Annotated in this window: 24 protein-coding genes and 1 tRNA gene; 7 read left to right on the plus strand and 18 right to left on the minus strand. The window is 51.9% G+C overall.

What is annotated here, in order from left to right:
- The first annotated feature begins 56 nt into the window (after positions 1-56).
- The 5 genes from ABJI08_RS13270 to ABJI08_RS13290 all read left to right on the plus strand — a co-directional run bounded on the left by ABJI08_RS13270 (position 57) and on the right by ABJI08_RS13290 (position 5,434).
- Positions 57-1,241 carry an ABC transporter substrate-binding protein gene (locus tag ABJI08_RS13270; RefSeq protein WP_348402328.1) on the plus strand — a complete coding sequence of 395 codons (1,185 nt, stop codon included), beginning with the start codon at positions 57-59 and terminating at the stop codon, positions 1,239-1,241.
- A gap of 109 nt (positions 1,242-1,350) precedes the next feature.
- A complete protein-coding gene (locus ABJI08_RS13275; protein WP_348402329.1) occupies positions 1,351-2,133 on the plus strand; it encodes an ABC transporter ATP-binding protein in 783 nt (260 codons plus the stop codon).
- Complete coding sequence (locus ABJI08_RS13280) at positions 2,130-2,954, plus strand: ABC transporter ATP-binding protein (RefSeq protein WP_348402330.1); 825 nt, start codon at positions 2,130-2,132, stop codon at positions 2,952-2,954. The genes ABJI08_RS13275 and ABJI08_RS13280 overlap by 4 nt, the downstream gene beginning before the upstream one ends.
- 168 nt (positions 2,955-3,122) lie before the next feature.
- A complete protein-coding gene (locus tag ABJI08_RS13285; protein ID WP_348402331.1) occupies positions 3,123-4,133 on the plus strand; it encodes a branched-chain amino acid ABC transporter permease in 1,011 nt (336 codons plus the stop codon).
- On the plus strand, positions 4,130-5,434 hold the full coding sequence (locus ABJI08_RS13290) for a branched-chain amino acid ABC transporter permease (protein WP_348402332.1): 1,305 nt from the start codon (positions 4,130-4,132) through the stop codon (positions 5,432-5,434). The genes ABJI08_RS13285 and ABJI08_RS13290 overlap by 4 nt, the downstream gene beginning before the upstream one ends.
- Before the next feature lie 39 nt (positions 5,435-5,473).
- Here ABJI08_RS13290 and ABJI08_RS13295 read toward each other — a convergent pair whose 3' ends face one another.
- Positions 5,474-5,806 (minus strand): GYD domain-containing protein, encoded by a 333-nt coding sequence (locus ABJI08_RS13295; RefSeq protein ID WP_348402333.1) that lies wholly within the window; start codon positions 5,804-5,806, stop codon positions 5,474-5,476.
- A 244-nt stretch (positions 5,807-6,050) separates the two neighbouring features.
- A complete protein-coding gene (locus ABJI08_RS13300; RefSeq protein ID WP_348402334.1) occupies positions 6,051-7,598 on the minus strand; it encodes a helicase HerA-like domain-containing protein in 1,548 nt (515 codons plus the stop codon).
- 425 nt (positions 7,599-8,023) lie between these two features.
- On the opposite strand from ABJI08_RS13300, the gene ABJI08_RS13305 reads away from it, so the two are divergent.
- Positions 8,024-8,632 carry an invasion associated locus B family protein gene (locus ABJI08_RS13305; RefSeq protein WP_348402335.1) on the plus strand — a complete coding sequence of 203 codons (609 nt, stop codon included), beginning with the start codon at positions 8,024-8,026 and terminating at the stop codon, positions 8,630-8,632.
- 55 nt (positions 8,633-8,687) lie between these two features.
- Here the strand turns inward: ABJI08_RS13305 and ABJI08_RS13310 are convergent, their stop codons facing one another.
- Genes ABJI08_RS13310 through ABJI08_RS13325 form a run of 4 tightly spaced genes read right to left on the minus strand, consistent with a single transcriptional unit; the run spans position 8,688 to position 12,790 of the window.
- Positions 8,688-9,896, minus strand: a complete 1,209-nt coding sequence (locus ABJI08_RS13310; protein WP_348402336.1) for a beta-ketoacyl-[acyl-carrier-protein] synthase family protein — start codon at positions 9,894-9,896, stop codon at positions 8,688-8,690.
- A gap of 14 nt (positions 9,897-9,910) precedes the next feature.
- The gene (locus tag ABJI08_RS13315; protein ID WP_348402337.1) at positions 9,911-10,168 is read right to left on the minus strand and encodes a phosphopantetheine-binding protein; all 258 of its coding nucleotides are present in this window, start codon (positions 10,166-10,168) and stop codon (positions 9,911-9,913) included.
- A 33-nt stretch (positions 10,169-10,201) separates the two neighbouring features.
- Positions 10,202-11,293, minus strand: coding sequence for a UDP-3-O-(3-hydroxymyristoyl)glucosamine N-acyltransferase (lpxD, locus tag ABJI08_RS13320; RefSeq protein ID WP_348402338.1), 1,092 nt, complete (start codon positions 11,291-11,293; stop codon positions 10,202-10,204).
- Between the two features lie 30 nt (positions 11,294-11,323).
- A complete protein-coding gene (locus ABJI08_RS13325) occupies positions 11,324-12,790 on the minus strand; it encodes a L,D-transpeptidase family protein (RefSeq protein ID WP_348402339.1) in 1,467 nt (488 codons plus the stop codon).
- 482 nt (positions 12,791-13,272) lie between these two features.
- Between ABJI08_RS13325 and ABJI08_RS13330 the strand changes: the two genes are divergently transcribed.
- A complete protein-coding gene (locus tag ABJI08_RS13330) occupies positions 13,273-13,818 on the plus strand; it encodes a DUF882 domain-containing protein (RefSeq protein WP_348402340.1) in 546 nt (181 codons plus the stop codon).
- 56 nt (positions 13,819-13,874) lie between these two features.
- Here the strand turns inward: ABJI08_RS13330 and ABJI08_RS13335 are convergent, their stop codons facing one another.
- From ABJI08_RS13335 to sufB, 12 genes are all read right to left on the minus strand, one after another.
- Positions 13,875-14,792 (minus strand): ABC transporter ATP-binding protein, encoded by a 918-nt coding sequence (locus ABJI08_RS13335; RefSeq protein WP_348402341.1) that lies wholly within the window; start codon positions 14,790-14,792, stop codon positions 13,875-13,877.
- Positions 14,793-14,909: 117 nt separating this feature from the next.
- On the minus strand, positions 14,910-15,320 hold the full coding sequence (locus tag ABJI08_RS13340) for a hypothetical protein (RefSeq protein ID WP_348402342.1): 411 nt from the start codon (positions 15,318-15,320) through the stop codon (positions 14,910-14,912).
- A gap of 112 nt (positions 15,321-15,432) precedes the next feature.
- Entirely contained in the window at positions 15,433-16,836 is a 1,404-nt protein-coding gene (locus ABJI08_RS13345) for a hypothetical protein (protein WP_348402343.1), read from the minus strand.
- Between the two features lie 399 nt (positions 16,837-17,235).
- Positions 17,236-17,312 (minus strand) — tRNA-Arg (locus ABJI08_RS13350).
- A gap of 172 nt (positions 17,313-17,484) precedes the next feature.
- Positions 17,485-18,705 carry a cysteine desulfurase gene (locus ABJI08_RS13355; protein WP_348402344.1) on the minus strand — a complete coding sequence of 407 codons (1,221 nt, stop codon included), beginning with the start codon at positions 18,703-18,705 and terminating at the stop codon, positions 17,485-17,487.
- Between the two features lies 1 nt (position 18,706).
- The gene (locus ABJI08_RS13360; RefSeq protein ID WP_348402345.1) at positions 18,707-19,288 is read right to left on the minus strand and encodes a YIP1 family protein; all 582 of its coding nucleotides are present in this window, start codon (positions 19,286-19,288) and stop codon (positions 18,707-18,709) included.
- The gene (locus ABJI08_RS13365) at positions 19,285-19,770 is read right to left on the minus strand and encodes a YIP1 family protein (RefSeq protein ID WP_348402346.1); all 486 of its coding nucleotides are present in this window, start codon (positions 19,768-19,770) and stop codon (positions 19,285-19,287) included. The genes ABJI08_RS13360 and ABJI08_RS13365 overlap by 4 nt, the downstream gene beginning before the upstream one ends.
- Positions 19,770-21,056, minus strand: a complete 1,287-nt coding sequence (locus ABJI08_RS13370) for a SufD family Fe-S cluster assembly protein (protein WP_348402347.1) — start codon at positions 21,054-21,056, stop codon at positions 19,770-19,772. The genes ABJI08_RS13365 and ABJI08_RS13370 overlap by 1 nt, the downstream gene beginning before the upstream one ends.
- Complete coding sequence (gene sufC, locus ABJI08_RS13375) at positions 21,056-21,811, minus strand: Fe-S cluster assembly ATPase SufC (RefSeq protein ID WP_348402348.1); 756 nt, start codon at positions 21,809-21,811, stop codon at positions 21,056-21,058. Before sufC ends, ABJI08_RS13370 begins: the two co-directional genes overlap by 1 nt.
- A gap of 44 nt (positions 21,812-21,855) precedes the next feature.
- A complete protein-coding gene (locus ABJI08_RS13380) occupies positions 21,856-22,170 on the minus strand; it encodes a YbjQ family protein (RefSeq protein WP_348402349.1) in 315 nt (104 codons plus the stop codon).
- Complete coding sequence (locus ABJI08_RS13385; protein ID WP_348402350.1) at positions 22,170-22,376, minus strand: hypothetical protein; 207 nt, start codon at positions 22,374-22,376, stop codon at positions 22,170-22,172. The genes ABJI08_RS13380 and ABJI08_RS13385 overlap by 1 nt, the downstream gene beginning before the upstream one ends.
- 189 nt (positions 22,377-22,565) lie before the next feature.
- Positions 22,566-24,092, minus strand: a complete 1,527-nt coding sequence (sufB, locus tag ABJI08_RS13390; RefSeq protein WP_348402351.1) for a Fe-S cluster assembly protein SufB — start codon at positions 24,090-24,092, stop codon at positions 22,566-22,568.
- Positions 24,093-24,095: the final 3 nt, after the last annotated feature.

The raw sequence follows: 24,095 nt of genomic DNA on the forward strand, positions 1-24,095 counted from the left end.
GAAATGTCCCCGAATAGGCTCTGGCTTAGAAAAACAAACACAATGGGAGTGTGAAAATGAAAAAGTTTCTTATGGCGACTGCCGCTGGCGCGTTGATGGTCAGTGCTGCGTCCGCCGAAGATATCAAACTGGGCGTCATTATGGGCTTTACCGGTCCAATTGAATCGCTGACCCCCGCGATGGCGGCCGGTGGCGAACACGCGATGAAGGAAGTCACCGAGTCAGGAAAGCTTTTGGGCGGATCTTCGGTGACACCGGTACGTGGTGACTCAACCTGTGTTGATGCAGGTGCTGCAACCGCTGCTGCCGAACGCCTGATCACATCTGATGGCGTAAAAGGTATTGTTGGCGCTGACTGTTCCGGTGTGACCGGCGCAATTCTGGCCAATGTGGCCGTGCCCAATGGTGTAGTTATGATTTCACCTTCGGCAACTTCACCTGCGTTGTCTTCGGCAGAAGATAACGGCATGTTCTTCCGTACATCGCCATCGGATGCCCGTCAGGGGCAGGTACTGGCAGATGTCTTGATGGAAAAAGGATTTAAGTCGGCCGCGATCACCTACACTAACAACGACTATGGCAAGGGTTTGGCTGACAGCATTGCGGCAGCCTATGCAGCTGCCGGTGGTGAAGTCACTGCCACAACAGCGCATGAAGACGGCAAGGCCGATTATTCGGCAGAAGTTGCCGCCCTTGCTGCGGCTGGCGGCGACATTCTGATTGTTGCCGGCTATGTGGATCAGGGCGGCCCCGGTATTATCCGCGCTTCGCTTGACACAGGCGCGTTTGAAACCTTTGCCCTGCCAGACGGCATGATCGGCGCTGCGCTGGAAGCCAATTTTGGTGATGAGATCGAAGGCTCTGTCGGTACTGTTCCGGGCGCCGAGTCCGCCAATACAGATATGATCCTCGAAGCGATTGCATCGGATTCCTACGATTCCTCAGGGCCATATATCGGAGAAAGCTATGACGCGGCTGCGCTGATCATGCTGGCAATGCAGGCCGCTGGATCAAGCGATCCAAGCGCCTATGCAGGCAAGATCATGGACGTTGCCAATGCGCCGGGCGAAAAGATCAACACTGGCGAACTTGGCAAAGCTCTGGATATCCTCGCCGCCGGTGGTGACGTGGACTATGTCGGTGCGACCGCGGTTGAATTGATCGGTGGCGGAGAAGCTGCTGGCGGATACCGTGAAATCGTCATCGAAGGCGGCAAGATCACCACGGCAAAGTACCGTTGAGGTCGTACTAGATTGGAAAAATCAGGCAGTCCGGTTCGTCCGGGCTGCTTTTCCACATTTGTAACACGGTCTGAATAGCGACCAATCACCACGCGCGGAGTGTGAGATTATGATCGTCGTTGAAAATTTACACCGGCATTTTGGCGGATTTCGCGCAGTTGACGGGGCGTCCCTGCGCATTGAACCCGGATCAATCACCGGGTTGATTGGACCAAATGGTGCTGGAAAAACCACTCTTTTCAACGTGATCGCGGGCGTTCTTGAACCAACGTCGGGCAAGGTCATCATGGACGGCGAAGATATCACTGGTCTGCCGCCGCATGAGCTTTTTCACAAAGGGTTGCTGCGTACGTTTCAGATTGCGCACGAATTTGGCTCAATGTCGTGCCTTGAAAACCTGATGATGGTGCCCGGAGGTCAAAGCGGCGAAAGCTTGTGGAATACATGGTTTGGGCGCAAACGCATCGCCAATGAAGAACGCGCCTTACGTGCCAAGGCAGATGAAGTTCTCGAATTTCTGACCATTGAACATCTCTCAGATCATAAAGCGGGTCAGGTCTCTGGCGGGCAGAAAAAGCTGTTGGAACTTGGGCGTACCATGATGGTGGATGCCAAGATCGTATTTCTTGACGAGGTGGGCGCGGGAGTGAACCGCACGTTGCTGAACACTATTGGGGACGCAATCATCCGGCTGAACAAAGAGCGGAACTATACATTTGTCGTGATCGAACACGACATGGATTTCATTGGGCGCCTGTGTGACCCGGTGATTTGTATGGCCGAGGGAAAAGTTCTGGCCGAGGGAACCTTGCCCGAGATTAAGGCAAACGATCAGGTGATCGAGGCCTATCTGGGGACCGGTTTGAAGAACAAGGACAAAGTAAGCGCATGAGCAACGGCGACTATGGCGACCGCGGCAATAAAGATGCTTCGATTACAAACACCGGCGGAGCTGGTGAATTGAACCCAACGCTTGGCACCAGCAAAGAAATGAACACTGAAAACGCATTTCTCGTCGGTGACAGCATGACCGGCGGTTATGGCAAAAGCGGACCGGACATTTTGCACGACTGCACCGTCGCCGTGGACGCTGGTGAAATTGCTGTGATTGTCGGCCCAAACGGTGCGGGCAAATCCACCGCGATGAAGGCGGTGTTCGGCATGCTCGACCTACGACAAGGGTCGGTCAGGTTGGATGGCGAGGATATAACGAACCTCAGCCCGCAGAACCGGGTGGTCAAGGGCATGGGGTTTGTTCCCCAGACGCATAACATTTTCACGTCGATGTCGGTCGAAGAAAACCTTGAGATGGGCGCCTTCATTCGCAAGGACGATTTTTCCGACACCTTGCAGCAGGTGTATGACCTGTTCCCAATCCTTGGCGAAAAGCGCAACCAACCCGCTGGCGAATTGTCGGGTGGACAGCGACAACAGGTGGCCGTGGGTCGGGCGTTGATGACCAAGCCCAAGGTGTTGATGCTGGACGAACCGACCGCTGGCGTGTCGCCAATCGTGATGGATGAGCTGTTTGATCGTATTATCGAGGTCAGTCGAACAGGCATTCCCATCCTGATGGTTGAACAAAACGCCCGTCAAGCGCTCGAGATCGCTGACAAAGGATACGTGCTTGTTCAGGGGCGCAATGCGTTTACCGGGTCTGGCCAAGATCTTTTGGCGGATGAAGAAGTTCGCAAATCGTTTTTGGGAGGCTGATGTGACCGGTTTTATTTTGCTTTCCGATATCCGTGAGACGAGTTGTCGCTTTTCGCGCAAAGGCTTGAATTTCTCCGGCCTGTCTTCAGCTTTTCGAATTCAAAACCTTTATCGTCACTGCGTTGAAACTTCGTGTGGGCGTTCAGAAGCAAAAGAAAAGGGGTCCCAATGGATTTCCTGAATGCCCTCGTGGTTCTTTCCAACTTTGTCCTGATCCCGGCCATCACATATGGCAGCCAGCTCGCCCTTGGGGCGCTTGGGGTTACACTTATCTATGGCATTTTGCGGTTTTCCAACTTTGCCCATGGAGACACGATGGCTTTTGGCGCAATGATCGCTGTGCTGGTCACATGGGCGTTTCAGGCCTTGGGGATCAGTTTTGGGCCATTGCCCACTGCGCTGCTCGCCCTGCCCTTTGCAATTCTGGGGACGATGGCACTGGTTTTGGTCACGGATCGGCTGGTCTACAAATTCTACCGCGATCAAAAGGCCAAACCGGTGATACTGGTGATCGTGTCTATGGGTGTCATGTTCATCCTGAACGGCTTGGTTCGGTTTATCATCGGTCCAAATGACCAGAAATTCGCTGACGGAGAACGGTTCATCATATCCGTGCGCGAATTCAAGGCGATGACGGGTTTGAAAGAAGGGTTAGCGATCAAGACCACGCAAGGATTGACCGTTGTTGTCGCCATCATCTGCGTTGTTCTGTTGTTCTGGTTTATGAACCGCACACGCACCGGAAAATCGATGCGGGCATATTCGGACAATGAAGACCTGGCGCTGTTGTCGGGCATCAATCCGGAACGTGTGGTGATGTACACGTGGTTGATTGTGGCCGCATTGGCGACTACGGCTGGTGTGCTTTATGGGCTCGACAAGACTTTCAAACCATTTGTTTATTTCCAGTTGCTCTTGCCGATTTTTGCGGCTGCCATCGTTGGTGGATTGGGCAGTCCGTTGGGGGCGATTGCTGGCGGATTCGTGATTGCATTCTCCGAAGTCACAATCACCTATGCATGGAAAAAAGTCCTGAAATACATGCTGCCAGAAAGCTTAGAGCCTTCGAGTCTCGTGCAATTACTGAGTACGGATTACAAATTCGCAGTCAGCTTTGTGATTCTGATTGTGGTGTTGTTGTTCAAGCCAACCGGCCTGTTCAAGGGGAAATCGGTATGAGCGATACAGTCAAAAACGGACTTCTCTTTGGTCTTGTCGGAGTTCTGATCCTGATCACCGGATTCATGCAAAGCTGGAACTCGGCCATTCTGATCCTGAATATGGGGCTTATCTCGGCGATCATGGCGTTGGGCGTAAATCTGCAATGGGGGTTTGCCGGGCTGTTCAATGTGGGTGTCATGGGGTTTGTCGCGCTGGGTGGCCTTGGCGTTGTGCTGACGTCTATTGCGCCGGTGGGCGAAGCATGGGCCGCAGGAGGCGTACGCATTATCATCGGATTACTGGCGGGCGCGGGCACAATTGTGGCGGCTGTGATGGCGTATCAACGTTTGCCTGCCGGGCGCAATCGCAACCTGATTATGATTGCTGTGCTGATAGCTGGATTTTTCATATATCGCGCTATTATTGATCCCGGTGTTGGCGCGGTTGAAGCTATTGATCCCGCAGCAACGGGTTTTCTGGGAGGACTAGGGCTGCCCGTGCTGTTTGCATGGCCCGTTGGTGGGTTGCTGGCGGCGGGTGCGGCCTGGCTGATCGGGAAGACGGCATTGGGGCTGCGCTCGGATTATCTGGCCATTGCCACGCTTGGCATTGCCGAGATTATTATTGCTGTCATGAAAAATGAGGACTGGCTGGCGCGTGGCGTTAAAAACGTGGTCGGCCTGCCCCGCCCTGTGCCTTACGAAATCGACCTGCAAAAATCTGCGAGTTTTATCGAACGCGCACAAAGCTTTAACCTTGATCCGGTGACAGCCTCGACACTCTATGTCAAACTTGGGTATTCGCTTTTGTTCACCAGCGTTTTGGTAATTATTTTCCTGATGGCGCAAGCCGCTTTGAAAAGCCCTTGGGGTCGCATGATGCGCGCCATTCGTGACAATGAAGTTGCGGCCGAAGCCATGGGCAAGGATGTCACCCAACGCCATTTGCATATCTTTGTGTTGGGCTCTGCGATCTGCGGAATTGCAGGCGCCATGATGACGACACTGGACGGTCAACTGACACCCGGCACCTATCAACCGCTTCGATATACATTCCTGATCTGGGTGATGGTCATCGTGGGCGGCTCTGGCAGCAATCTGGGGGCTGTTCTGGGAGGGTTTCTGATCTGGTTCCTGTGGATCCAGGTCGAACCCATTGGTCTATGGCTGATGCAAGTGGTTACAAGCGGCATGTCCGAAGACAGCGGATTGCGTCAACACCTGATCGATAGCGCAGCGCATATGCGATTGTTCACAATGGGTGTGATCTTGTTGCTGGTTTTGCGATTCAGCCCGCGTGGTTTGATCCCCGAGAAATAGCTTTTTGACAGGGCGCCCAACTTAAGGGCGCCCACGAATTCACGAGCCCGGTCGCGCGTAAGCCGAAGCGCCTTTTTGCGCCATTTCCATCGCTTTTACTGCTTGCGCCGGAGTCATCAGTTTGGTTGTGGATCCAGATGAAAACGATCCAGACGCACCAATGATCATCGACACAGCGGCGACTGTTTCATCGTCCGGTGCGTCAACGATTGCGACTATGTCTTCCTGACCCATCGCAAAATACATTGCGATCAAACTACCACCTGCCGCTTCGATCAAAGCACGAGCCGGCGCTTCGCGGTCTTGTGGATTTGCCATCATCGCTTTCATGGCGTCGCTGGTATAACGCGCCTGGAACATATAGTGGGGCATTTGACGTAATCCTCCCTCGTAGAACGAGGTTCCGGTATCAAATTAACCTGATGTACCGTTTTTCTCCGTACCGAAACCACAATCGGAGCCGCATCTAGGCAGCTTCTAGTTAATAGATCGGCGCATTCAGGGTCGTGGTTGCCAAGCACAAAAAAGTGCTGGACACGGCACGCTAGCACAAAATCTGGTTTGTTCAAAATCGCGCTTGATTGTCGGATCACGCGACCGCTGAACGTAGGGCTTGCTAGCGCCCCTTGAACAACCCACCAAGAAGCCCACGCACAAGACGTCGCCCCGTTGTTCCACTTAGCTCCTTCATGACCATTTTTCCCATGGCTTCCCCAAAACTATCATCAGATCGACGACGCATGGAGCGGGAACTGGAACGACTGACGCGGCTTCCAGAATAGCGCCGGGCAGCATTAAACTCACGATGGGCTGTCTCCATCTCCTCTTCCTTCGCCTCCGCTGCCTCGGCCTGTGCCGCAGCTTTAGCAGCCCGCTCTTTCAGTATTTCATAGGCAGACCGACGGTCCTTTTGGTCCTCATACTTTCCCGCAATTGGAGACGCGTTGATCACTGATTTTCGGGTGTTTGCGTCAAGCGGACCCAGCTGAGAAGACGGTGGTCGGATCAATGTCCGTTCTACAATACCGGGCACGCCCTTTTTCATAAGCATGGAGGTCACCGCCTCACCAACGCCGACTTCGCGAATGGCGGCTTCGGTATCAAACCTGGGGTTTTCCCGATAGGTCTCCGCTGCCATACGCAGGGCCCGACGATCGCGCGCCGTAAACGCTCGCAATGCGTGTTGTACACGATTTCCCAACTGACCAAGAATGTCTTCGGGTATATCGTCCGGGTTCTGGGTCACGAAATAGACCCCAACCCCCTTGGAACGGATCAAACGGGCAACTTGCTCAACCTTGTCAACCAGCGCTTTTGGCGCATCCTCAAACAGCAAATGCGCCTCATCAAAGAAGAAGACCAAACGTGGTTTGTCCGGGTCGCCAATTTCGGGCAATTCTTCAAACAGTTCAGACAACAACCACAAAAGAAACGTAGCATACAGCCTGGGCGACGCCATGAGCTTATCGGCAGCAAGAATGTTGATCCTGCCGCTCCCATCGGGGTCTGTGCGCATGATATCGGACAAATCCAGAGCAGGTTCACCAAACAGCTTTGTAGCACCCTGGTTTTCAAGCACCAACAAGCGACGTTGAATTGCCCCGATCGAACTCACCGACACGTTTCCATAGCGCAGCGCCAGATCCGTGCGATTTTCTCCAACCCAGACCAAGAGCGATTGCAGGTCTTTCAGATCGAGCAACGGCCAGCCTTGTTCGTCAGCTAAACGGAATGCGATATTCAGGATGCCTTCCTGGGCCTCGGTCAACTCCATCAACCTGGACAACAACAGCGGGCCCATATCGGCAACGGTGGTGCGTACCGGATGTCCTTGATCTCCAAAAAGGTCCCAGAATGTGACAGGGAAGCTGTCATAAGCGTAGTCACTGAACCCAATCTTCTGGGCCCGTTCGCTGAAGGCCTGATGCAATTTGAAAGTGTCACTGCCAGCCGCCGCCAACCCTGACAAGTCACCTTTGACATCGGACAGGAAGACTGGCACGCCCGCTGCGGAAAATCCCTCGGCGAGAATTTGCAACGTTACAGTCTTGCCAGTACCAGTCGCCCCGGCGATCAACCCATGTCGGTTAGCATATTTCAATGTAAGGCCCTGTTTTTTGGCGCTATTTACGCCACCACCGCCGACAAATACCTTACCATCCATGCCCCATCATTCCTTTTGTTAACTCACCGATTAAGCTCCAAAATACATTCTTAACCAATCTCTGCCAGTCTAGAGAGCATTCTGGCATCAAATACTCTCTGATCCGGGATAACTTCCTCCCTGTTGACTTGGCCGTGTGTCATGCACGGCCATTTTTTCTAGTAAAATCAGGTATCAGCGCAGTTTTTAGTATTGACGGTACTGCTTTTTCTGCGTAGCTTTTCGGCAATATATAAGTCGGCCAGTCCGACGGGGAGTGAAAAATTGAAAAAGGGGCCTTTGGGTCCCTTTTTTGCTTTTGACAATTCGTGCACTTAAGCGCGGAAAATCGCCTGTTTTTGGATAACATTACGCAGGCTTTAACCTGACATTCTGAACGAGTCGTGTTAATCGAAACCCAATATATTCAACACACGGGAAACCTTATGCCTAAGCTTCATCATCTTCTCATGGCTGCCGTGATCTCTTGTGCAGCAGTACCAGCATCAGCTCAGGGTGTTGGTTCATTGTCGGACGGGTCTTTGTCGATGGGACAAAAGGTTGAGACACCGCCTCAGCCTACTCAACCGACCGCAGCCGCAAGCCAGGACGTGACGTCCGAGGTGATTGGTGACTGGGATTTGCAATGTGCCAAGGACGGACCCGAACCCCGCCCATGCCGTATGTATCAGCTGCTCAAAGATAATCAGGGCAACGCGGTTGTGGAAATCACGCTCTACAAACTTAAGCAGCCTGCAGGTGACGCCGTCGCCGGAGCAACTGTTATTGTACCGCTTGAAACGCTTTTGACCGGTCAGTTGACAATGTCAGTGGACGGGCAAAACACTAAACGTTACCCGTTTTCATTCTGCAATCCCGTAGGATGTTTCGCGCGTATCGGATTGTCGCAAACTGATATCGATTCTTTGAAAGCCGGTAATGTTTCGGATCTTTCGGTTGTACCAGCCATTGCACCGGATCAAGTTGTGTCGGCTGCAATGTCTCTAAAGGGCTTTACTAAGGCCTATGACACGGCTGCGCCTGCTATCGAATAGCCTGGACTCAAAGTTCTGTAGAAGCCGCTCTGTTTCAGGGCGGCTTTTTTTGTGGTTAGACTTTGCGTAGCGCCAACACAGCGTTCAATCCGCCAAATGCAAACGCATTAGACAGTGCCACATGAACGTCAGCTTCACGAGCTTCATTTGGCACAACATCAAGTGCGCATTCCGGGTCCGGTTCCTCATAACCAATCGTAGGCGCGATTACCCCGTCACGTAATGCCAAGATGCAGGCCAACAACTCGACCGCACCAGTGCCGCCTATCAAATGACCATGCATAGATTTGGTTGAGGACATGAGCAGGTCGTCGGCATGTGGGCCAAAGACATCGGCAACTGCGCTGCATTCTGTCTTGTCGTTGGCTGCTGTTCCGGTGCCATGCGCGTTGATATAACCGACATCTTCACGATTGATACGGGCATCCTGTAGAGTTCCCGCAATAGCGCGCGCCGCGCCTTGTTTTGAAGGCATAACGATATCTGCTGCATCTGAACTCATCGCAAAACCGATAACTTCGGCCAAAATCTCGGCGCCCCGGGCGCGGGCGTGATCCATTTCCTCAAATACGAATATACCTGCACCCTCACCTTGCACCATGCCATTGCGGTTGGCCGAAAATGGACGACAGGCGTCCTTGGACATAACGCGAAGGCCTTCCCATGCCTTTACGCCGCCAAAACACAGCATTGATTCAGTGCCACCCGTGATCATCACAGGCGACATGCCGGATCGGACCATCTGAAAGGCTTGCGCCATTGCGTGGTTCGAGCTTGCACAAGCCGATGCGACTGTAAAACTTGGGCCTTTGAGATTGAATTCCATGCTAACATGACTTGCCGCAGCATTGTTCATCAGTTTGGGCACCACAAATGGATGCACCCGGTTTTTACCGTCTTCGTACACGGTGCGATAGTTTTCATCGAGCGTTTGCATGCCGCCACCGGAATTCCCCAGAACGACACCGGATTTCACGGATAATTCTCCAGAAAACTCCAGCCCCGCCTGCGACATTGCTTCGCGGGCAGCGACCAGCGTGAATTGAGTAAATCGATCGTAAAGGGCAAGTTGTTGGCGATTGAACAGTGTTTCCGCTTCGAAATTCCTGACCTGTGCACCAATCCTCACGGCCAATCTGTCAACGTCACGCATATCGAGGTCACCGATCCCGCAGCGCCCTTCGCGCATGGCTTGCATCGTTTCAGGGACATTATGCCCCAATGCATTGATCGTACCCGCCCCGGTGATGACGACCCGCTTCATAATTATTTTCCTGTTCAGGCCTGTTCGGCGATCAGCTTTTTAATACCAGAAATAATGGAGGCAACGGAAGTTATGTCAAAATCACCTGCGGTTGGTTCATTGGCATTAAATGGAACCGATATGTCAAACTCTTCTTCGATTGCAAAAATGCTCTCAACCAAGCCAAGACTGTCTATGCCCAAAGCTTCCAACGTGCTGTCCAATGTAACATCTGAAGGCTCAAGAACAGCTTGTTCCGCAATGATCTCAATGACCTTCTCCGTGACACTCATCTCTCTTTCCTTTTACCGAGTCCGAAACCTGATTTAGTCATTGGAACTGGTTTTTGAAACAGATTTTTGAAGGTCTGCCACTTGTTTGAATAGCCGCGACAATCTGCGCAGCCCCTTATACATTTCAAGATGGGTTTCCATTTTGACAGCCGGGTATCCCAGAATGACTTGTCCGGCAGGGATCTTGTTCAACACTTTTGTTCCGCCGCCGGCGATCACATTGTCGCCGACTATTGTATTGTCAGTAATACCTACTTGCCCGCCCAAAACGACATTATTTCCAATCACTGTGGATCCGGCGATGCCAACCATAGCAGCAAACAGGCAATCATTGCCTACAGTGACGTTGTGGGCCACGTGGCATAAGTTATCGATCTTGCAGCCATTGCCAATTCGCGTGTCGCGCACGGTACCGTAGTCGACACATGCGTTGGCCCCGATTTCAACGTCATCGCCAATTGTCACGGCGCCTAAAGAATGAATGCGGGTCCAACTTTGACTACTCAACTCACCTTGATCACCCAGAGATTCACGCGCTTTTTCCACTCCTGAGGCCTCGGGCGTGACAAATGACAACCCATCCGCCCCGATCCGAGCACCCGGTTGTGCCCAAAAACGGTCTCCAATGGTAACACGTGCGCCAATCGAAACATGATCGCGCAAGAAAGCACCCTGCCCTATGGTGACGTCGGCCCCGACGTTACATTGAGGGCCAATGGTGCTGTCTGGACCAATTCGAGCGCGTGGACCAATTACCGTAAATGCGCCGATACGCACGTTTTTCGCGAGCCGGGCGGTTTTATCGATTACGGCGGACGGATGAATGCCGTCCGGGTAATGTTGACCTGGATCCATCATACGGGTTAGGCCGGACATGGCATATCGCCCTCGAGGAGCAATAATGGCTGCCTCCAACTCCATTTCTTGCCAATCGGCGCCCGGCCAGACTAACGCAACGCGCGCCTTGCCTTGCTTTAGCCCCGAGGCAAATTTCGGGTTGGTCAATAACGCAAGGTCGTCAGGTCCGGCTGATGCTGGCTCTGATACCTTCTGAATGACAATGTCAGTGTTCCCGAATACTTCGGCATCAATAGCCGAAGCGATTTCCTGAACCGTATAAGCCATAAGCCCCCCGGAGATTTGTCCGGGGCGTGTTTAGCCTTGATAAGACCGCAGCGCCACCCCTTCATTGGCCATAGCCTTCCAGATCGTGGCGTCACGACCATAGACATCCCGGCGATACTGAACCGGGCCTTTGGCCTCGGTATAAGCGGTCCGGTAAATGATATGTACCGGGATGTTTTGTTCCAGATCAACTTTGGTTTCACGTCCCGATTTCAGACGCTCCTGGAAGTAGGATTCAGGGTTGTCGACCTGACGTGCCAGCAAGGCATATGCAAATTCAAAAGGCTGATGCAGTCGGATGCAACCATGGCTGTAGGCGCGTATTTCACGTGAAAATAGGTTTTTTGCCGGCGTGTCGTGCAGATAGATATTGTGTTTATTCGGGAACATGAACTTGACCAGACCCAGCGCATTTCGCGTGCTTGGTGGCTGCTTCATATCAAACGGAAAATTTCGCGTATTGTATTGGGCAAAGTTGATTTGACTACGGTTTACCGTGCGACCACGAGAATCAACCAGCCTAAGATGTCCGGCAGCATTCGGATTGCGTTTCATCATCGGGAGGTATTCTTTGGTCGCGATCGACCGTGGCACATTCCAGGTCGGGTTGATGATCATGTGCTCCATGGTGTCAGAAAATTCCGGACTGCGACGGTCACTCTGATTTTTGCCAACAACGGATCTTGTACGGAATGTAACTTTGCCGTCATCCATGATTTTAGCTGTAAAATCAGTGAGGTTTACCAGTATTTCGCGCCCTTCATTTGCGCGGGTTAGCCAACGTTCTCGTTCCATGGCAACCATGATCGACTTGAGCCGGGTTTCGGGCGATTTGTTAATTTCTTCGATCGTGCCTTTGCCAGCTACTCCATCCGCCTCAAGACCATGCGCAAGCTGAAATTCCTGAACTGCTTTTTCTAGGTCACGATCATACGAAGCCGTTGCGCTTCGATCCATGAAGCCCATAGCGATCAATCTGTTGCGCAAAGCAATGACCCGCGGTCCCTTGTCCTTGGGCTCCAGTTTTCCCGCAGAAACTTTTTCGCCCCACCCGCCAGAAGAAATCAGTTTCTCAAGACGCAGTTTTTCCTTCATCAACCGCGTGTATTCCAAAGTTCCCGGTGCCAGACCTCGCACAAACTCTTTCGGATCCGTGCTTGATGCAAACTGCCGCATTATTTCCAATCGATCTTGCCGCTCGACGGTTCTGACAATACCGCTGTCCAATTTAGATGGCACAAACATCCCGGAGGACACGTCCCTTGCGTACTCCAAAAAAGTTTTGGTCAGTGCGACTTCGACAAGTCCCATGTCGCGCGCTGATTTGGCTGACGCCATCTGCGAAACCAAACCGTCAACATTATATCTTTCCGATGGCAGAGCATGTTCTTCAACCCGCGCCAACGCGCCAATCAGCGCTTTGCGACGCGCCCGATCCAACTCATTGTCTCCAGTCCAGACAGGATTGTATTTCGTGCCCCGATAAAACGCTGCCACATCTGCGTCCTTGGAAGCGGATTCAGCAACCGCTTGTTTAAAGGCAGGAAAGGCGTGCGCTTGTCCCGGCACTATTGAAATACTGAGGCAACAGATCAGAACCGTAGCGGTAATGGACAAAAATCGGCAACGGAGCGATCTAATCATAAAGTATTTCCTCGTACGGGACCAATTGGATAGGCCTACTGTCAAAGCTTCAATGGGACCTGTCCAATCACAACTTCTCGAAAAGCAAAAGCGAAAAATCAGTGTTGCTTTGTAGTCCCGGCGCGACTGTGAAAACACAAATTCCGGATGTTAAGCAAATTTTTGCCGAATTCTGTTGATATTCACGAGGTCGAAAAATGAGCGCTTGGTGCACGAATCGTATTGTGCCATAAAACGCGCACATCTGGGGATGATGTAACAGCCACGTAACATCGTGGCGCTAGGCAAGCGACGGGACAGGCGCTGATACTATGATAAACGATGGCTCTTTGAGCATGACCAGACGCGGCCTGTTGACCGCCTTTGCCGCCACAGCAGTGGCAGCAGCACCGACATTCTCCAATGCAGCAGGTTTCCTCCGCGGAGGCGGCGATATTCGTCGAATTCGAATGTACTCGGGCCGTACGGGCGAACGTATGGATACAATTTATTGGGTCGAAGGTAAGTACATTAAAGACGCTGTGAAAGAAATCAACGCTTTCATGCGTGATTGGCGCACGAACGACGCCATAAAAATAGACACCCGCACCATCGACATCATGGCCGCAGCTCACAATCTGATGGATGTGCACGAGCCTTATATGTTGTTGTCCGGCTATCGCAGCCCGGCCACCAACGCAATGCTTCGGTCGCGTTCACGCGGTGTTGCTAAAAACTCTTTGCATATGAAGGGTCAGGCTGCTGATCTAAGATTGGCTTCCAGATCTGTTGGACAAATGGCCAAGGCTGCCTCGGCCTGTCGGGCTGGTGGAGTCGGACGGTATTCAGGCTCCAACTTCGTCCATATGGATTGTGGACCAGTTCGCAATTGGGGTCGGTAACCCATTAGAAATTCATGGTTTTGGGCGCCAAATGGGTGCCCTTTTTTGAGTAAATGCTACGAAGACATTCTGGCTGTCCCTACGATCAGATCAAATTTTACTCGAACTGAACTCAACTCCTTGTAAAAATTCAGAAGCTGACGCCATGGATCGCTGATCCTTTCCAATGCGGCGATTGATGCGACAACAGTCCCTACATCGCTTCGACCATTCATCATCAACAAACCGCCGATCATCAAAATCCCAATTAAGCCAATCCCATTTAACAGGTTCATCGCAAATTTCATTGAAAGTTTGAGCCTGAAAATGCCCCGACGGGTTGTGAATATCTCGTCGAAATCGTCTAGAATTCCTTGCTGGGCCCCCTTCATTTGATCAATTTGTTCAACAGAAATCGCCGATGTGGCCTCTCTCAAGATCAACGTTCGGGCGCGAACTCGTCGATTTACCCGTGCTTGTAAGAGCAAAACAACAACGGCTTGTGGAACAACTATCAACACCAAAAAGCCACCCAGATACGGCTGCGTGGAAGCGATGTAACTGATCACAGAAATCAGTGTCCCAATTTGCAAAAGTGGGTTTGCAATCGCAACACCGGCAAACCGACCTACCTCTTCCGCCTCCGCTGCAATGATCGTTGTCAGAGTTCCCATGTCGCGCTGCTGCGAAACATCTGGATCAAATCGCTGGGAATATATGCGTTTGCGGATAAATCGAATAGTGCGTTCACCCAAAAGCGAGCTTCGGTAGTTCAGCAAAAATTTGAAAACGTTAGACGCGAAAATCACGCCGAGATACCCGACACACATCGTAATCAGGCTCTCCAGCACCAAATCTGGCCCAAGACTGTTGATGATGTCCTTTTGGAACCGCAAAGGCGCTGCAGCCAAACCGGCCACGATAAGCGAAAGCACAATCAAAAGAACCTGAGACCGCCCCGTGTGCTGCCAAATGCGCTTATAAAGATTTAACATGTCGAGCTCCAATACATCCCCAACACACTTACGCCAAAGCGGTGCGGTTCTGCCAGCCAATCATGTTTTCAGTACGTATTTACGCCCCAAGTAGGACTGAGCGCTCAATCCTTGGTATTAGCCAGAATATCGCCATGATCCTTTTCGCGAGGCGATGTCGTCTTCGCCGGGTAAAAGTGTTCCCATTCGAACAAGCCCCGCCCCATCCGACGCGGCTTTTTCAACTTTGACAGCGGGCGATGCGGATAGCGTTTCTTCGATGGCGCTGTTTTGGGCCGGTGCCGAAGCGACGTCTTGATTTGCAGTGGGAATTTGAGGGTGTTCAGAATTCTGAGCGGTCGAAGCTGGTTTTGGTGGAGCGTTTTCTTCGACCTTGCCACCCATTCTGGACACACCCACATAGACGATAGCGCCCAGAACCATTGAGATGAGCAACGACATATCAAAGACCGTCGCACAAAGCAGTAGCACAACGACCCCGGCAATGGTGCCAGTTACGATCTTTTTGGTTTTTGCATCACTGTTCATAATTTCCTCCCCAAGAATGGGAGGATTATAGGCCATAATCCGAATTTTCTCAAAGTCCCGGCAGCACGCTTTGAGACCATTGTCTCATACCCACGCCTCGAGCGGCTTTGATTTACACTTTGAAACGGTTGATAACCGCGTTGCTCAAGGCCCGCGCCCATACCCAAGGATGCCAACCATCGATTTTGAACGATTTTGGATCAAGGCCAAATTCGGTAATAAATTCGCCGCGACTTTTCATAGCCAACGTACGGTGCCAATGGACTTCGCCTTTTCGCGGACCGTCATGATTGCCGTGACCGCAGCCTTTGGTAACAAGCGGTTCTGGCCAAAATGCGTGATCAAAAACTGCATTTTTCTCTTCATGACGTCCAAGCAAGCACATCAATCCAATATCATTTGCGCGTCTGGGTTCTGCTGTTTCCCAAAACCAATTCAGAAAACTGTCCGAAACGCGGATTTCATTGGGATGATCGCCCGGTTTAAAAACGTTCTTTGCCGTCAAAAGTCCGGGGTGCCAGCGGTGCATACAGCGAGAAAGATGATCTGTTCGGAAAACTCGGTCAGTACCGCAGGTCAGGTAAAAATCTGAAACCCTGAGCACGCCGGCTACCTCAAAACCCGTGTCAATTGGTGTCAAATGGGCATGGTTTCCAACAGTAATGACTAGCCCGCCAAGGTGGTCTTCAAGCTTTGTTAATGCGGTTCTGGCCAGATCGGTTCGGACAAAATCGTCACCATCACCAAACATAATAGCGCTGGCAGACTGGACTTGCCGGGCAAACAGAATGCCAATCAAGTGCTTAAGACCCTTGTCAACTTCTGCACCAAGTTTACTCGCAAAAAACACCGGGTGATCGCCCAGATTGATAAATGTCACCCGGCCGTCGCATGCTTGCGCCCAGTCCGGGAGATTGTGGCAAATGACAATCAGATTTGTATCAGCACCTTCTTGACTGGTATAAGAATGCACGCTTTCCTTCAGAATTCTCTCGACGGTTTCGTAGCTTTGAAGGTGATTTGCTTGAGGATGCACGACCGGAACAATGAAACTAAGCTTGTTCCCAGACCAATTTCTGGCCGCATCTTGACGGGCGCGCACATGTCCAAGATCCAGATCGAGAAAGTCGGCCAGTACTTTGCAGTTTTCGATATCCCTGCGGCCAATTACGAAACAATCTAAACCCATTTTTGAAGCCAAAGACAGAATGGGCTCAAGCCGGGTCGAGGAGATATTGCCTGCGTTATCGGAGGTATCATCAAACAGGATAGTTTTGCAGTCTGGGTAAGATTCTGAGATTCTTGCAAACACGTCCGGGCTTCTCAAATGCGTGATGCCGTCGAACTGTTCAAACAGATCGTAATCACCTTTTCGAGTATCCCACTGAATTCGCGAGCGGTCCTCGACTTCGTCTTGACGTGCAACATGTAAATCAATGCCCGTCAACGCGTTTCTGAGCTGATCTTCTCCCTGATCAGTAGAAGAGAAACCAAAAACGATAGGGCGTTTAAACACTTTTTTTCCAATCTGACGCGGAGGTTTTCCGCCAAAATGGCGTTGTCACGTCGGCTCGTCAACGCCAGATAGCAGCGTCGCTTCAATAGGTCGTTTACCGCTGAACATAAATCAGTTGATGCAGGGGATTAAGCGATTCCGGAATAAAAAAAATGCGTAACTTTCTGCATAGAATGCTCTGACAAGTACATTAAGATTTTGAGCTTTTCATTGCTTAAGCCCAAGCGTTCAAGATGATCTGACGCGCCTATTTCGCTTTCAATGGCAGCACTCTACACCCGGCAAGCAGATGGAAAGCTCACTCTAGAGGAGAACAAGAACAGGGCTTGGGAAACCACTCGGCAACAGTCTCCAAATTTCCGAAATAATTCAATGATTCTAACGTGGTTTTTTGGAATATGGCGGTCCAGATAGGATTCGAACCTATGACCTTCGCCTTCGGAGGGCGACACTCTATCCAGCTGAGCTACTGGACCGCAATCTATTTCCAGACATTCATACGACGGTTCGTGTCGAATGTCTCTTAGTATCAGCACTCTAGCAATCAAAAACCGCCTTTTGAAGGAAGCGTTCAAACGTGCAGAGTTAAAGTGCCTGATGCGGGGTATAGCCAGCCCCGCAGGTCGTCGCAATCAGAAAAATGACGGCTTAAGCAAACAGATCATGTGCAAGCTCAAGCGCATCCGCCAAGGCGTCAACTTCCTCGGTGGTGTTATAAAGACCGAACGAGGCACGGCATGTCGCCGTCAGGCCCAAATGATCCATTAAAGGTCCGGCGCAATGATGTCCGGCACGCACCGCGACGCCCTTTTTGTCGAGGATGGTTGAAATATCATGCGCATGCCCTGCCCCATCCAGGGTAAAACTAAAGATTGCAGCCTTATCTGGCGTCGTCCCTTGTATCTGCAGCCAGTTCAGCCCGCCGAGTTTGGTCATTGCATAGTCGCGCAACCCTGCTTCGTGAGCTGCCACATTCTGCATACCGATATCCATCAAGTAATCCAGCGCAACACCCAGACCGATGGTCTGCACAATTCCCGGAGTGCCCGCTTCGAATTTCATTGGCGGATCGTTATAGGTGACCTGCTCCTTGGACACTTCTTTGATCATGTCGCCACCACCAAGGAACGGGCGCATTTCGGCCATTCGTTCGGACTTCACGTAAATGGCACCAGACGAAGACGGTCCATAAAGCTTGTGCCCCGTTATTGCATAGAAATCACATCCTAGATCCACGACATCGACCGGCATATGTACGGCCCCTTGCGATCCATCCACCAGCACCGGAACGCCCTTGGCATGTGCACCATGGGTGATTGCCTTGACGTCTACGATCGTGCCCAGAACATTCGAACATTGCGTGACCGCAATCAACTTGGTCTTTGGACCAATCGCATCAATCACGGCCTGCGGGTCAAGCGCGCCGGTTGCATCCACATCCACCCACTTGATCACGACGCCCTGACGTTCGCGCAGAAAATGCCACGGTACAATATTGGCGTGGTGTTCCATCACAGACAGAATGATTTCGTCACCTGCCTGAAGGCGTGGCATGGCCCAGGAATAGGCCACCATATTGATGCCTTCGGTTGTGCCAGAATTCAGAATGATTTCGTCTTCTGATGCGGCGCCAAGGAACTTTGCAAGCTTACCGCGGACTGCTTCATACTGGTCCGTCGCAAGGTTCGACAGATAGTGCAAACCTCTGTGCACATTCGCATATTCATGGGCGTAAGACCGTGTGACCGCATCTATGACAACCTGAGGTTTTTGCGCGGACGCACCATTGTCCAGATAGACAAGCGGTTTGCCGTTCACTTCCCGAGACAAAATCGGAAAATCGGATCGGACTTTGGCGAGATTGTACATATCAGGAAATCCCTAAGGCTGTGACGCCGATGAATGATAAGAAAATGGTCAACCCTACGGTCATTCCAATCAGCGTAAGGATCAGCATCATCAAAGACTTTCCGAGAGAATTGAACTGATGCGCGACATTCATGAAATTAACAACAATCCAGGCACCATAAAGTCCGGTCGCCATCACAAATATCTGCGCTAGCCCAGGCAGGAATACCATCAGGACGAGTGCGATCAGTTGCACAATCAGTCGCATATACTGCAGCCATGCCATCATCAGCAGGATGTTATCAAACGCGGCTTTTCCACCTAACGCGCGCCCGACCCAGAAAAAGGCGAACACAAACATGACCACAACTGATCCCAGTATCAGGCAAACCAATGTTGGTGACGTCAGCAGCGGCATTGCAATTTCTGTCGGCACAGGAAACAGAGCTGTAGACAAAAAATAGGTCAGCGTGTTCAGGATAATGGCCAACGCCAGGATCGACCAACTGGTTTCACGCGGCATGTTTTGGCCGGCAAGCAATGTCGCGGCCTGTGCTGGTCTGTAGATGGTCAGCATGACCAATTGTCGTAAAAACTCAATCATGCCGGCTCCTTACCTGCCTGCAACAACCCGGACAACCAAAACCACAAAAACATCACCAGCCAGATCAACCCTACTCCGCTTAGCCCGGGACCGGGACCTATGAACCCGGCAACAAGACCATGGAGCAATATTAGCGGCGATGCGGCGAGCATCGCCCAGAACAACGCCATTCGCGTACCAAAAGAGCTTTGATTGCGCCGTATGACACGCAACAGAAGATGCGATAGGAACGCCAGCGCATAAAACAGCAACGGCGCAATAAACATCCACGCAAGCAAAGCACCGCCCAACAGCGCGTTCAGTTCTTGTCCCGTCATATGGGCTTCACGCGCAAGCCGTGGCCACTGAGCGACAAACACGACAGCGCAAGCCGCCATCAGAATGGCCAAGGCCCGGTCCTCGCGTTCACCCATCGACAAAAGCCGGGCGACAACCTTTTGGGGACCACGATAAGTGGCCAGCATGTCGCGCGTCACAGACATCAGCCGCGCCGACGCTCCAGCCAGGCTTCCAGACGTCCGATGATTTCGTCACGAATGTCTTCCCGTTCGATTTCTTCAACCGCTTCGGCAAGAAACGCCAACGTCAGCAAATCGGTGGCCATGTCCCGCGGCACACCGCGGGCGCGCAGGTAAAATAGTGCCTGGTCATCCAACGCGCCGCTGGTGCTGCCGTGCGAACATGCGACGTCGTCGGCATATATTTCCAATTCCGGCTTTGCCAGAAACTGGCTGTCGTCATCCAGCAAAAGCGATTGGCTGATCTGATATCCATCGGTTTTCTGAGCACCTGGGCGGACCAAAATCTTGCCTTGGAAAACGCCTGTTGCCCCGTTTCGAAGAACTTTTTTGAACACCTGGCGGCTTTCGCAATTCACTGCATCATGAGTCACAAAAACCGTGTCATCATGCAGGAAATCACCATCGCCAAGCGCCGCCCCGGCTACATGCGCGGTCGCGTCATCACCGGTCAATTCAATCACACATTCATTGCGTGTCAGAACGCCATTGACGGTTGTAGTGAACGACTTAAACACGCTTTCTGTCGCCAGACGGGCAAACGTGTGCGTCACGGCACGGCGTTCGTGGTCGCGCCCTTGCGTGCGAATATGATGGAACGCAGCGCGGTCAGCCACATCCACTTCCATGCATTTGTTGAACCGTGCAGCTGCCGGGCCATTTTCAAGCAACGTCAGCTCTGCATCTTCTTCCAGACGAATTACATGGTGGAGAATGGCATCAGACGTCTCTGAGTCATGGACATAAATCAGGTTTACCGGACGTGAAACCTTGCCTGTAACCCGGATAACAATCCCGTCGGTGGCAAACCCCGTGTTCAGCGCAGCCAACGGGCGCTCCACAGGAGACTGTCCAGCCGTTTCAAGAACACCATAAAGGTCGCGCGCCCAGTGAATGTCCATATCCGTGATTTCTGACAACCGTTCGATGGTAAAGCCTTCGCCGGTCAGATCATCAGACTTCTCGGCGTCAAATACGCCATCAACAAAAACGACCCTTAGCCGGTCAAAATCGTTGAACATCAGGTGTTCGTTGGCGTCAAAAACAACCGCCGCAGGTGCAGTGATTTGAGTCAGCGTATCTGGTCGTGTAAAACGCCAATATTCATCACGCCGGTCCGGCATGCCCATATCCTGAACACGTGCCAGCGCGGATACGCGTGCTTCTGTCGCCCACGCACCGCCAGTGGGCAACGTCAACGCGGCGATCCGCGACTGAGTTGCCTCCTGCTTTTGGTGTGCTCGCGCCATTACGCCACCTCCGCCAAAATATCGGCATAGCCGTTCTGTTCGACTTCCAACGCCAGTTCCGGGCCACCGGTTTTCACAATACGGCCATCCGCCATGATATGCACAACGTCAGGTTTGATGTGATCTAACAAGCGCTGATAATGCGTGATCACCAGAAACCCACGTCCTTCCCCGCGCAAAGCATTTACGCCCTGAGATACGAGCTTCATCGCGTCAACATCCAAGCCTGAATCGGTCTCGTCAAGAATGCACATTTTCGGTTCCAGCATAGCCATTTGCAGGATCTCATTGCGCTTTTTCTCACCACCCGAAAATCCGACATTCACCGGGCGTTTCAGCATATCGGCATCAATTTTTAGCGACTTAGCTTTGGCACGTACCTCTTTCAGAAATTCCGCTGCGGACATTTCGTCCTGTCCGCGCGCTTTACGCTGGGCGTTCACCGCTGTGCGCAGGAACGTCATATTACCAACACCGGGAATTTCCACGGGGTATTGAAAGGCAAGAAACAAACCTAACGCTGCGCGTTCTTCGGCTTCGAGCTCCAAAAGATCGTTGCCTTGCAAAGAGGCGCTACCATCAGTCACTTCATAACCGTCACGACCAGACAAGACATATGATAAAGTTGATTTGCCTGACCCGTTTGGTCCCATGATGGCGTGCACAGTTCCTGCTTCGACTGTCAAATCAACTCCCTTGAGGATTTGCTTATCTTCTTCTTCAAGTTTGACCTTTAGGCCTTTGATTTTCAGCATTTTTATTCCTTCATTCGTACAAAGAGCAGGTCGCGCGCTGCCCGTTATTTCAATGTGACAGCAGTGCCGCTGGCCGAAACCATCAGCATTGTGTCCCCAACAACTTCATAATCCAGATCGACACCAACAACTGCGTCCGCGCCCAAAGACCGGGCCCGTGCTTCCAACTCGTGCAGCGCGGTTTCGCGCGCGTCCTGCAATTTGGTTTCGTAAGCGCCTGACCGACCACCCACGATGTCGGTGATCGAGGCAAATATATCGCGTACAACGTTGGCACCCATGATCGCCTCACCCACAACTATACCTTTGTAGCCCATGATTGTGTGCGTCTCGATAGTCGGAGTCGTCGTGATAATCATTACATGCCACCCAAATAGGTGATCAGCATCATGACCGCCATGGCAACCATGCCAAAAACAGCAGCAGTCACAAAAATCGACCCGCCAATCAGGTTATTTGTGTTTCCGCTTTTATGGCGTCGTATCAATAAGCCGATCGCCGTGCCGATGGAAATCCCTGCGCCGACACCAACGGATTTTTGAATCAAAATCTGTAAGGTTTCCATTACCGCCGCCTATGCATCAGCTTAAGAATGACACGAGAAATCAGCACGCCAACTACAACCCCCAACCCAATCCCCAGAACCGGGCTTATTTGGGATTCAGGAACAAGGTTCACGTAGATAACACCGAAAAGGCCACCAAGGACGGGCAGCACGTAAGGTATCGCTGCCCCAATCCGGGATGCGTTTGAATTAGCCAACTGATCCCTCCAGCGAAATCGCGACAAGCTGTTGCGCTTCCATAGCGAACTCCATTGGCAAAGCCTGCAGGACCTCCTTGGCAAACCCGTTTACGATCAACGCGACGGCCTCTTCTTCGTCCATACCGCGCTGGCGGCAATAGAACATCTGCTCATCATCCACCTTCGAAGTTGTGGCTTCGTGTTCCACACGCGATGAATTGTTTTTGACTTCAATATAAGGAACCGTGTGGGCCCCACATTTATCGCCAATCAACAAAGAATCGCACTGAGTGTAGTTGCGCGAGTTCTTGGCCTTTGGGTGCATCGAAACCAAACCGCGATACGTATTTTGGGCAAAACCGGCGCTGATGCCTTTTGAGACGATGCGCGACTTTGAGTTCTTGCCCAAATGGATCATCTTGGTGCCGGTATCGGCCTGTTGATAATGGTTTGTGATGGCGATCGAATAAAATTCACCCTGGCTGTCGTCCCCACGCAGGATGCAGGACGGATACTTCCAGGTCACAGCAGAGCCGGTTTCGACTTGTGTCCACATCACCTTGGACCGGTCGCCCCGACAGTCGGCGCGTTTGGTCACAAAGTTATATATCCCACCCTTGCCGTTTTCGTCGCCCGGATACCAATTCTGAACAGTGGAATATTTCACCTCGGCATCTTCTTCGATGATGATCTCAACCACAGCCGCGTGCAGCTGGCTTGTGTCCCGTTGCGGCGCCGTACATCCTTCCAAATAGCTCACATATGAGCCCTTATCTGCGATGATCAGCGTGCGTTCAAACTGTCCAGTATTTTCTGCATTGATACGGAAATAGGTCGACAGCTCCATTGGGCAACGCACGCCGGGTGGCACGTACACAAAGGACCCATCTGAAAAGACAGCGCTGTTCAGCGTGGCATAAAAATTGTCCGATACAGGCACAACTGACCCAAGGTACTTTTTCACCAGTTCGGGGTGATCCTTGATTGCCTCCGAGATCGAACAAAAAATGACGCCAGCTTCTTTGAGCTCTTTTTGGAACGTCGTTCCAACTGAAACCGAGTCAAAGACGGCGTCTACGGCCACTTTGCGCCCTTCGGCAGGTGCATTTTCAGCTCCCTCAACCCCGGCCAAAATCATTTGTTCTTTCAGAGGGATACCGAGCTTTTCGTAGGTGGCCAGAAGTTTAGGATCAACCTCATCCAAGGATTTAGGCTTCTCTTCCATGCTCTTGGGGCGTGCATAATAATACTGATCCTGAAAGTTGACTTCCGGGTAATCAAGCATCGCCCAATCGGGTTCTTCCTTGGTCAACCAACGGGCATAAGCTTCGAGCCGCCATTCTGTCATCCAGGCTGGTTCTTCGTTTTTCTCGGAAATCAGGCGCACGATATCTTCGGTCAACCCCTTCGGGGCGTATTCCATTTCGATCTCGGTTTCCCAGCCATATTTGTATTTGCCACCAACTTCGCGAACGGCATCTACGGTTTCCTGATCAACCCCGTCTTTGACGTCTGTTGTCTGCTCCAGACTTGTCATCGT

The organism is Shimia sp. (genome assembly GCF_039969785.1).
GTDB lineage: Bacteria > Pseudomonadota > Alphaproteobacteria > Rhodobacterales > Rhodobacteraceae > Shimia.

What these genes read in the sequence shown, in the direction of transcription:
- ABJI08_RS13270 (WP_348402328.1), top strand. Translation starts at nt 57, where the DNA reads ATGAAAAAGTTTCTTATGGCGACTGCCGCTGGCGCGTTGATGGTCAGT.
- ABJI08_RS13275 (WP_348402329.1), top strand. Translation starts at nt 1,351, where the DNA reads ATGATCGTCGTTGAAAATTTACACCGGCATTTTGGCGGATTTCGCGCA.
- ABJI08_RS13280 (WP_348402330.1), top strand. Translation starts at nt 2,130, where the DNA reads ATGAGCAACGGCGACTATGGCGACCGCGGCAATAAAGATGCTTCGATT.
- ABJI08_RS13285 (WP_348402331.1), top strand. Translation starts at nt 3,123, where the DNA reads ATGGATTTCCTGAATGCCCTCGTGGTTCTTTCCAACTTTGTCCTGATC.
- ABJI08_RS13290 (WP_348402332.1), top strand. Translation starts at nt 4,130, where the DNA reads ATGAGCGATACAGTCAAAAACGGACTTCTCTTTGGTCTTGTCGGAGTT.
- ABJI08_RS13295 (WP_348402333.1), bottom strand. Translation starts at nt 5,806, where the DNA reads ATGCCCCACTATATGTTCCAGGCGCGTTATACCAGCGACGCCATGAAA.
- ABJI08_RS13300 (WP_348402334.1), bottom strand. Translation starts at nt 7,598, where the DNA reads ATGGATGGTAAGGTATTTGTCGGCGGTGGTGGCGTAAATAGCGCCAAA.
- ABJI08_RS13305 (WP_348402335.1), top strand. Translation starts at nt 8,024, where the DNA reads ATGCCTAAGCTTCATCATCTTCTCATGGCTGCCGTGATCTCTTGTGCA.
- ABJI08_RS13310 (WP_348402336.1), bottom strand. Translation starts at nt 9,896, where the DNA reads ATGAAGCGGGTCGTCATCACCGGGGCGGGTACGATCAATGCATTGGGG.
- ABJI08_RS13315 (WP_348402337.1), bottom strand. Translation starts at nt 10,168, where the DNA reads ATGAGTGTCACGGAGAAGGTCATTGAGATCATTGCGGAACAAGCTGTT.
- lpxD (WP_348402338.1), bottom strand. Translation starts at nt 11,293, where the DNA reads ATGGCTTATACGGTTCAGGAAATCGCTTCGGCTATTGATGCCGAAGTA.
- ABJI08_RS13330 (WP_348402340.1), top strand. Translation starts at nt 13,273, where the DNA reads ATGACCAGACGCGGCCTGTTGACCGCCTTTGCCGCCACAGCAGTGGCA.
- ABJI08_RS13335 (WP_348402341.1), bottom strand. Translation starts at nt 14,792, where the DNA reads ATGTTAAATCTTTATAAGCGCATTTGGCAGCACACGGGGCGGTCTCAG.
- ABJI08_RS13340 (WP_348402342.1), bottom strand. Translation starts at nt 15,320, where the DNA reads ATGAACAGTGATGCAAAAACCAAAAAGATCGTAACTGGCACCATTGCC.
- ABJI08_RS13355 (WP_348402344.1), bottom strand. Translation starts at nt 18,705, where the DNA reads ATGTACAATCTCGCCAAAGTCCGATCCGATTTTCCGATTTTGTCTCGG.
- ABJI08_RS13360 (WP_348402345.1), bottom strand. Translation starts at nt 19,288, where the DNA reads ATGATTGAGTTTTTACGACAATTGGTCATGCTGACCATCTACAGACCA.
- ABJI08_RS13365 (WP_348402346.1), bottom strand. Translation starts at nt 19,770, where the DNA reads ATGTCTGTGACGCGCGACATGCTGGCCACTTATCGTGGTCCCCAAAAG.
- ABJI08_RS13370 (WP_348402347.1), bottom strand. Translation starts at nt 21,056, where the DNA reads ATGGCGCGAGCACACCAAAAGCAGGAGGCAACTCAGTCGCGGATCGCC.
- sufC (WP_348402348.1), bottom strand. Translation starts at nt 21,811, where the DNA reads ATGCTGAAAATCAAAGGCCTAAAGGTCAAACTTGAAGAAGAAGATAAG.
- ABJI08_RS13380 (WP_348402349.1), bottom strand. Translation starts at nt 22,170, where the DNA reads ATGATTATCACGACGACTCCGACTATCGAGACGCACACAATCATGGGC.
- ABJI08_RS13385 (WP_348402350.1), bottom strand. Translation starts at nt 22,376, where the DNA reads ATGGAAACCTTACAGATTTTGATTCAAAAATCCGTTGGTGTCGGCGCA.
- sufB (WP_348402351.1), bottom strand. Translation starts at nt 24,092, where the DNA reads ATGACAAGTCTGGAGCAGACAACAGACGTCAAAGACGGGGTTGATCAG.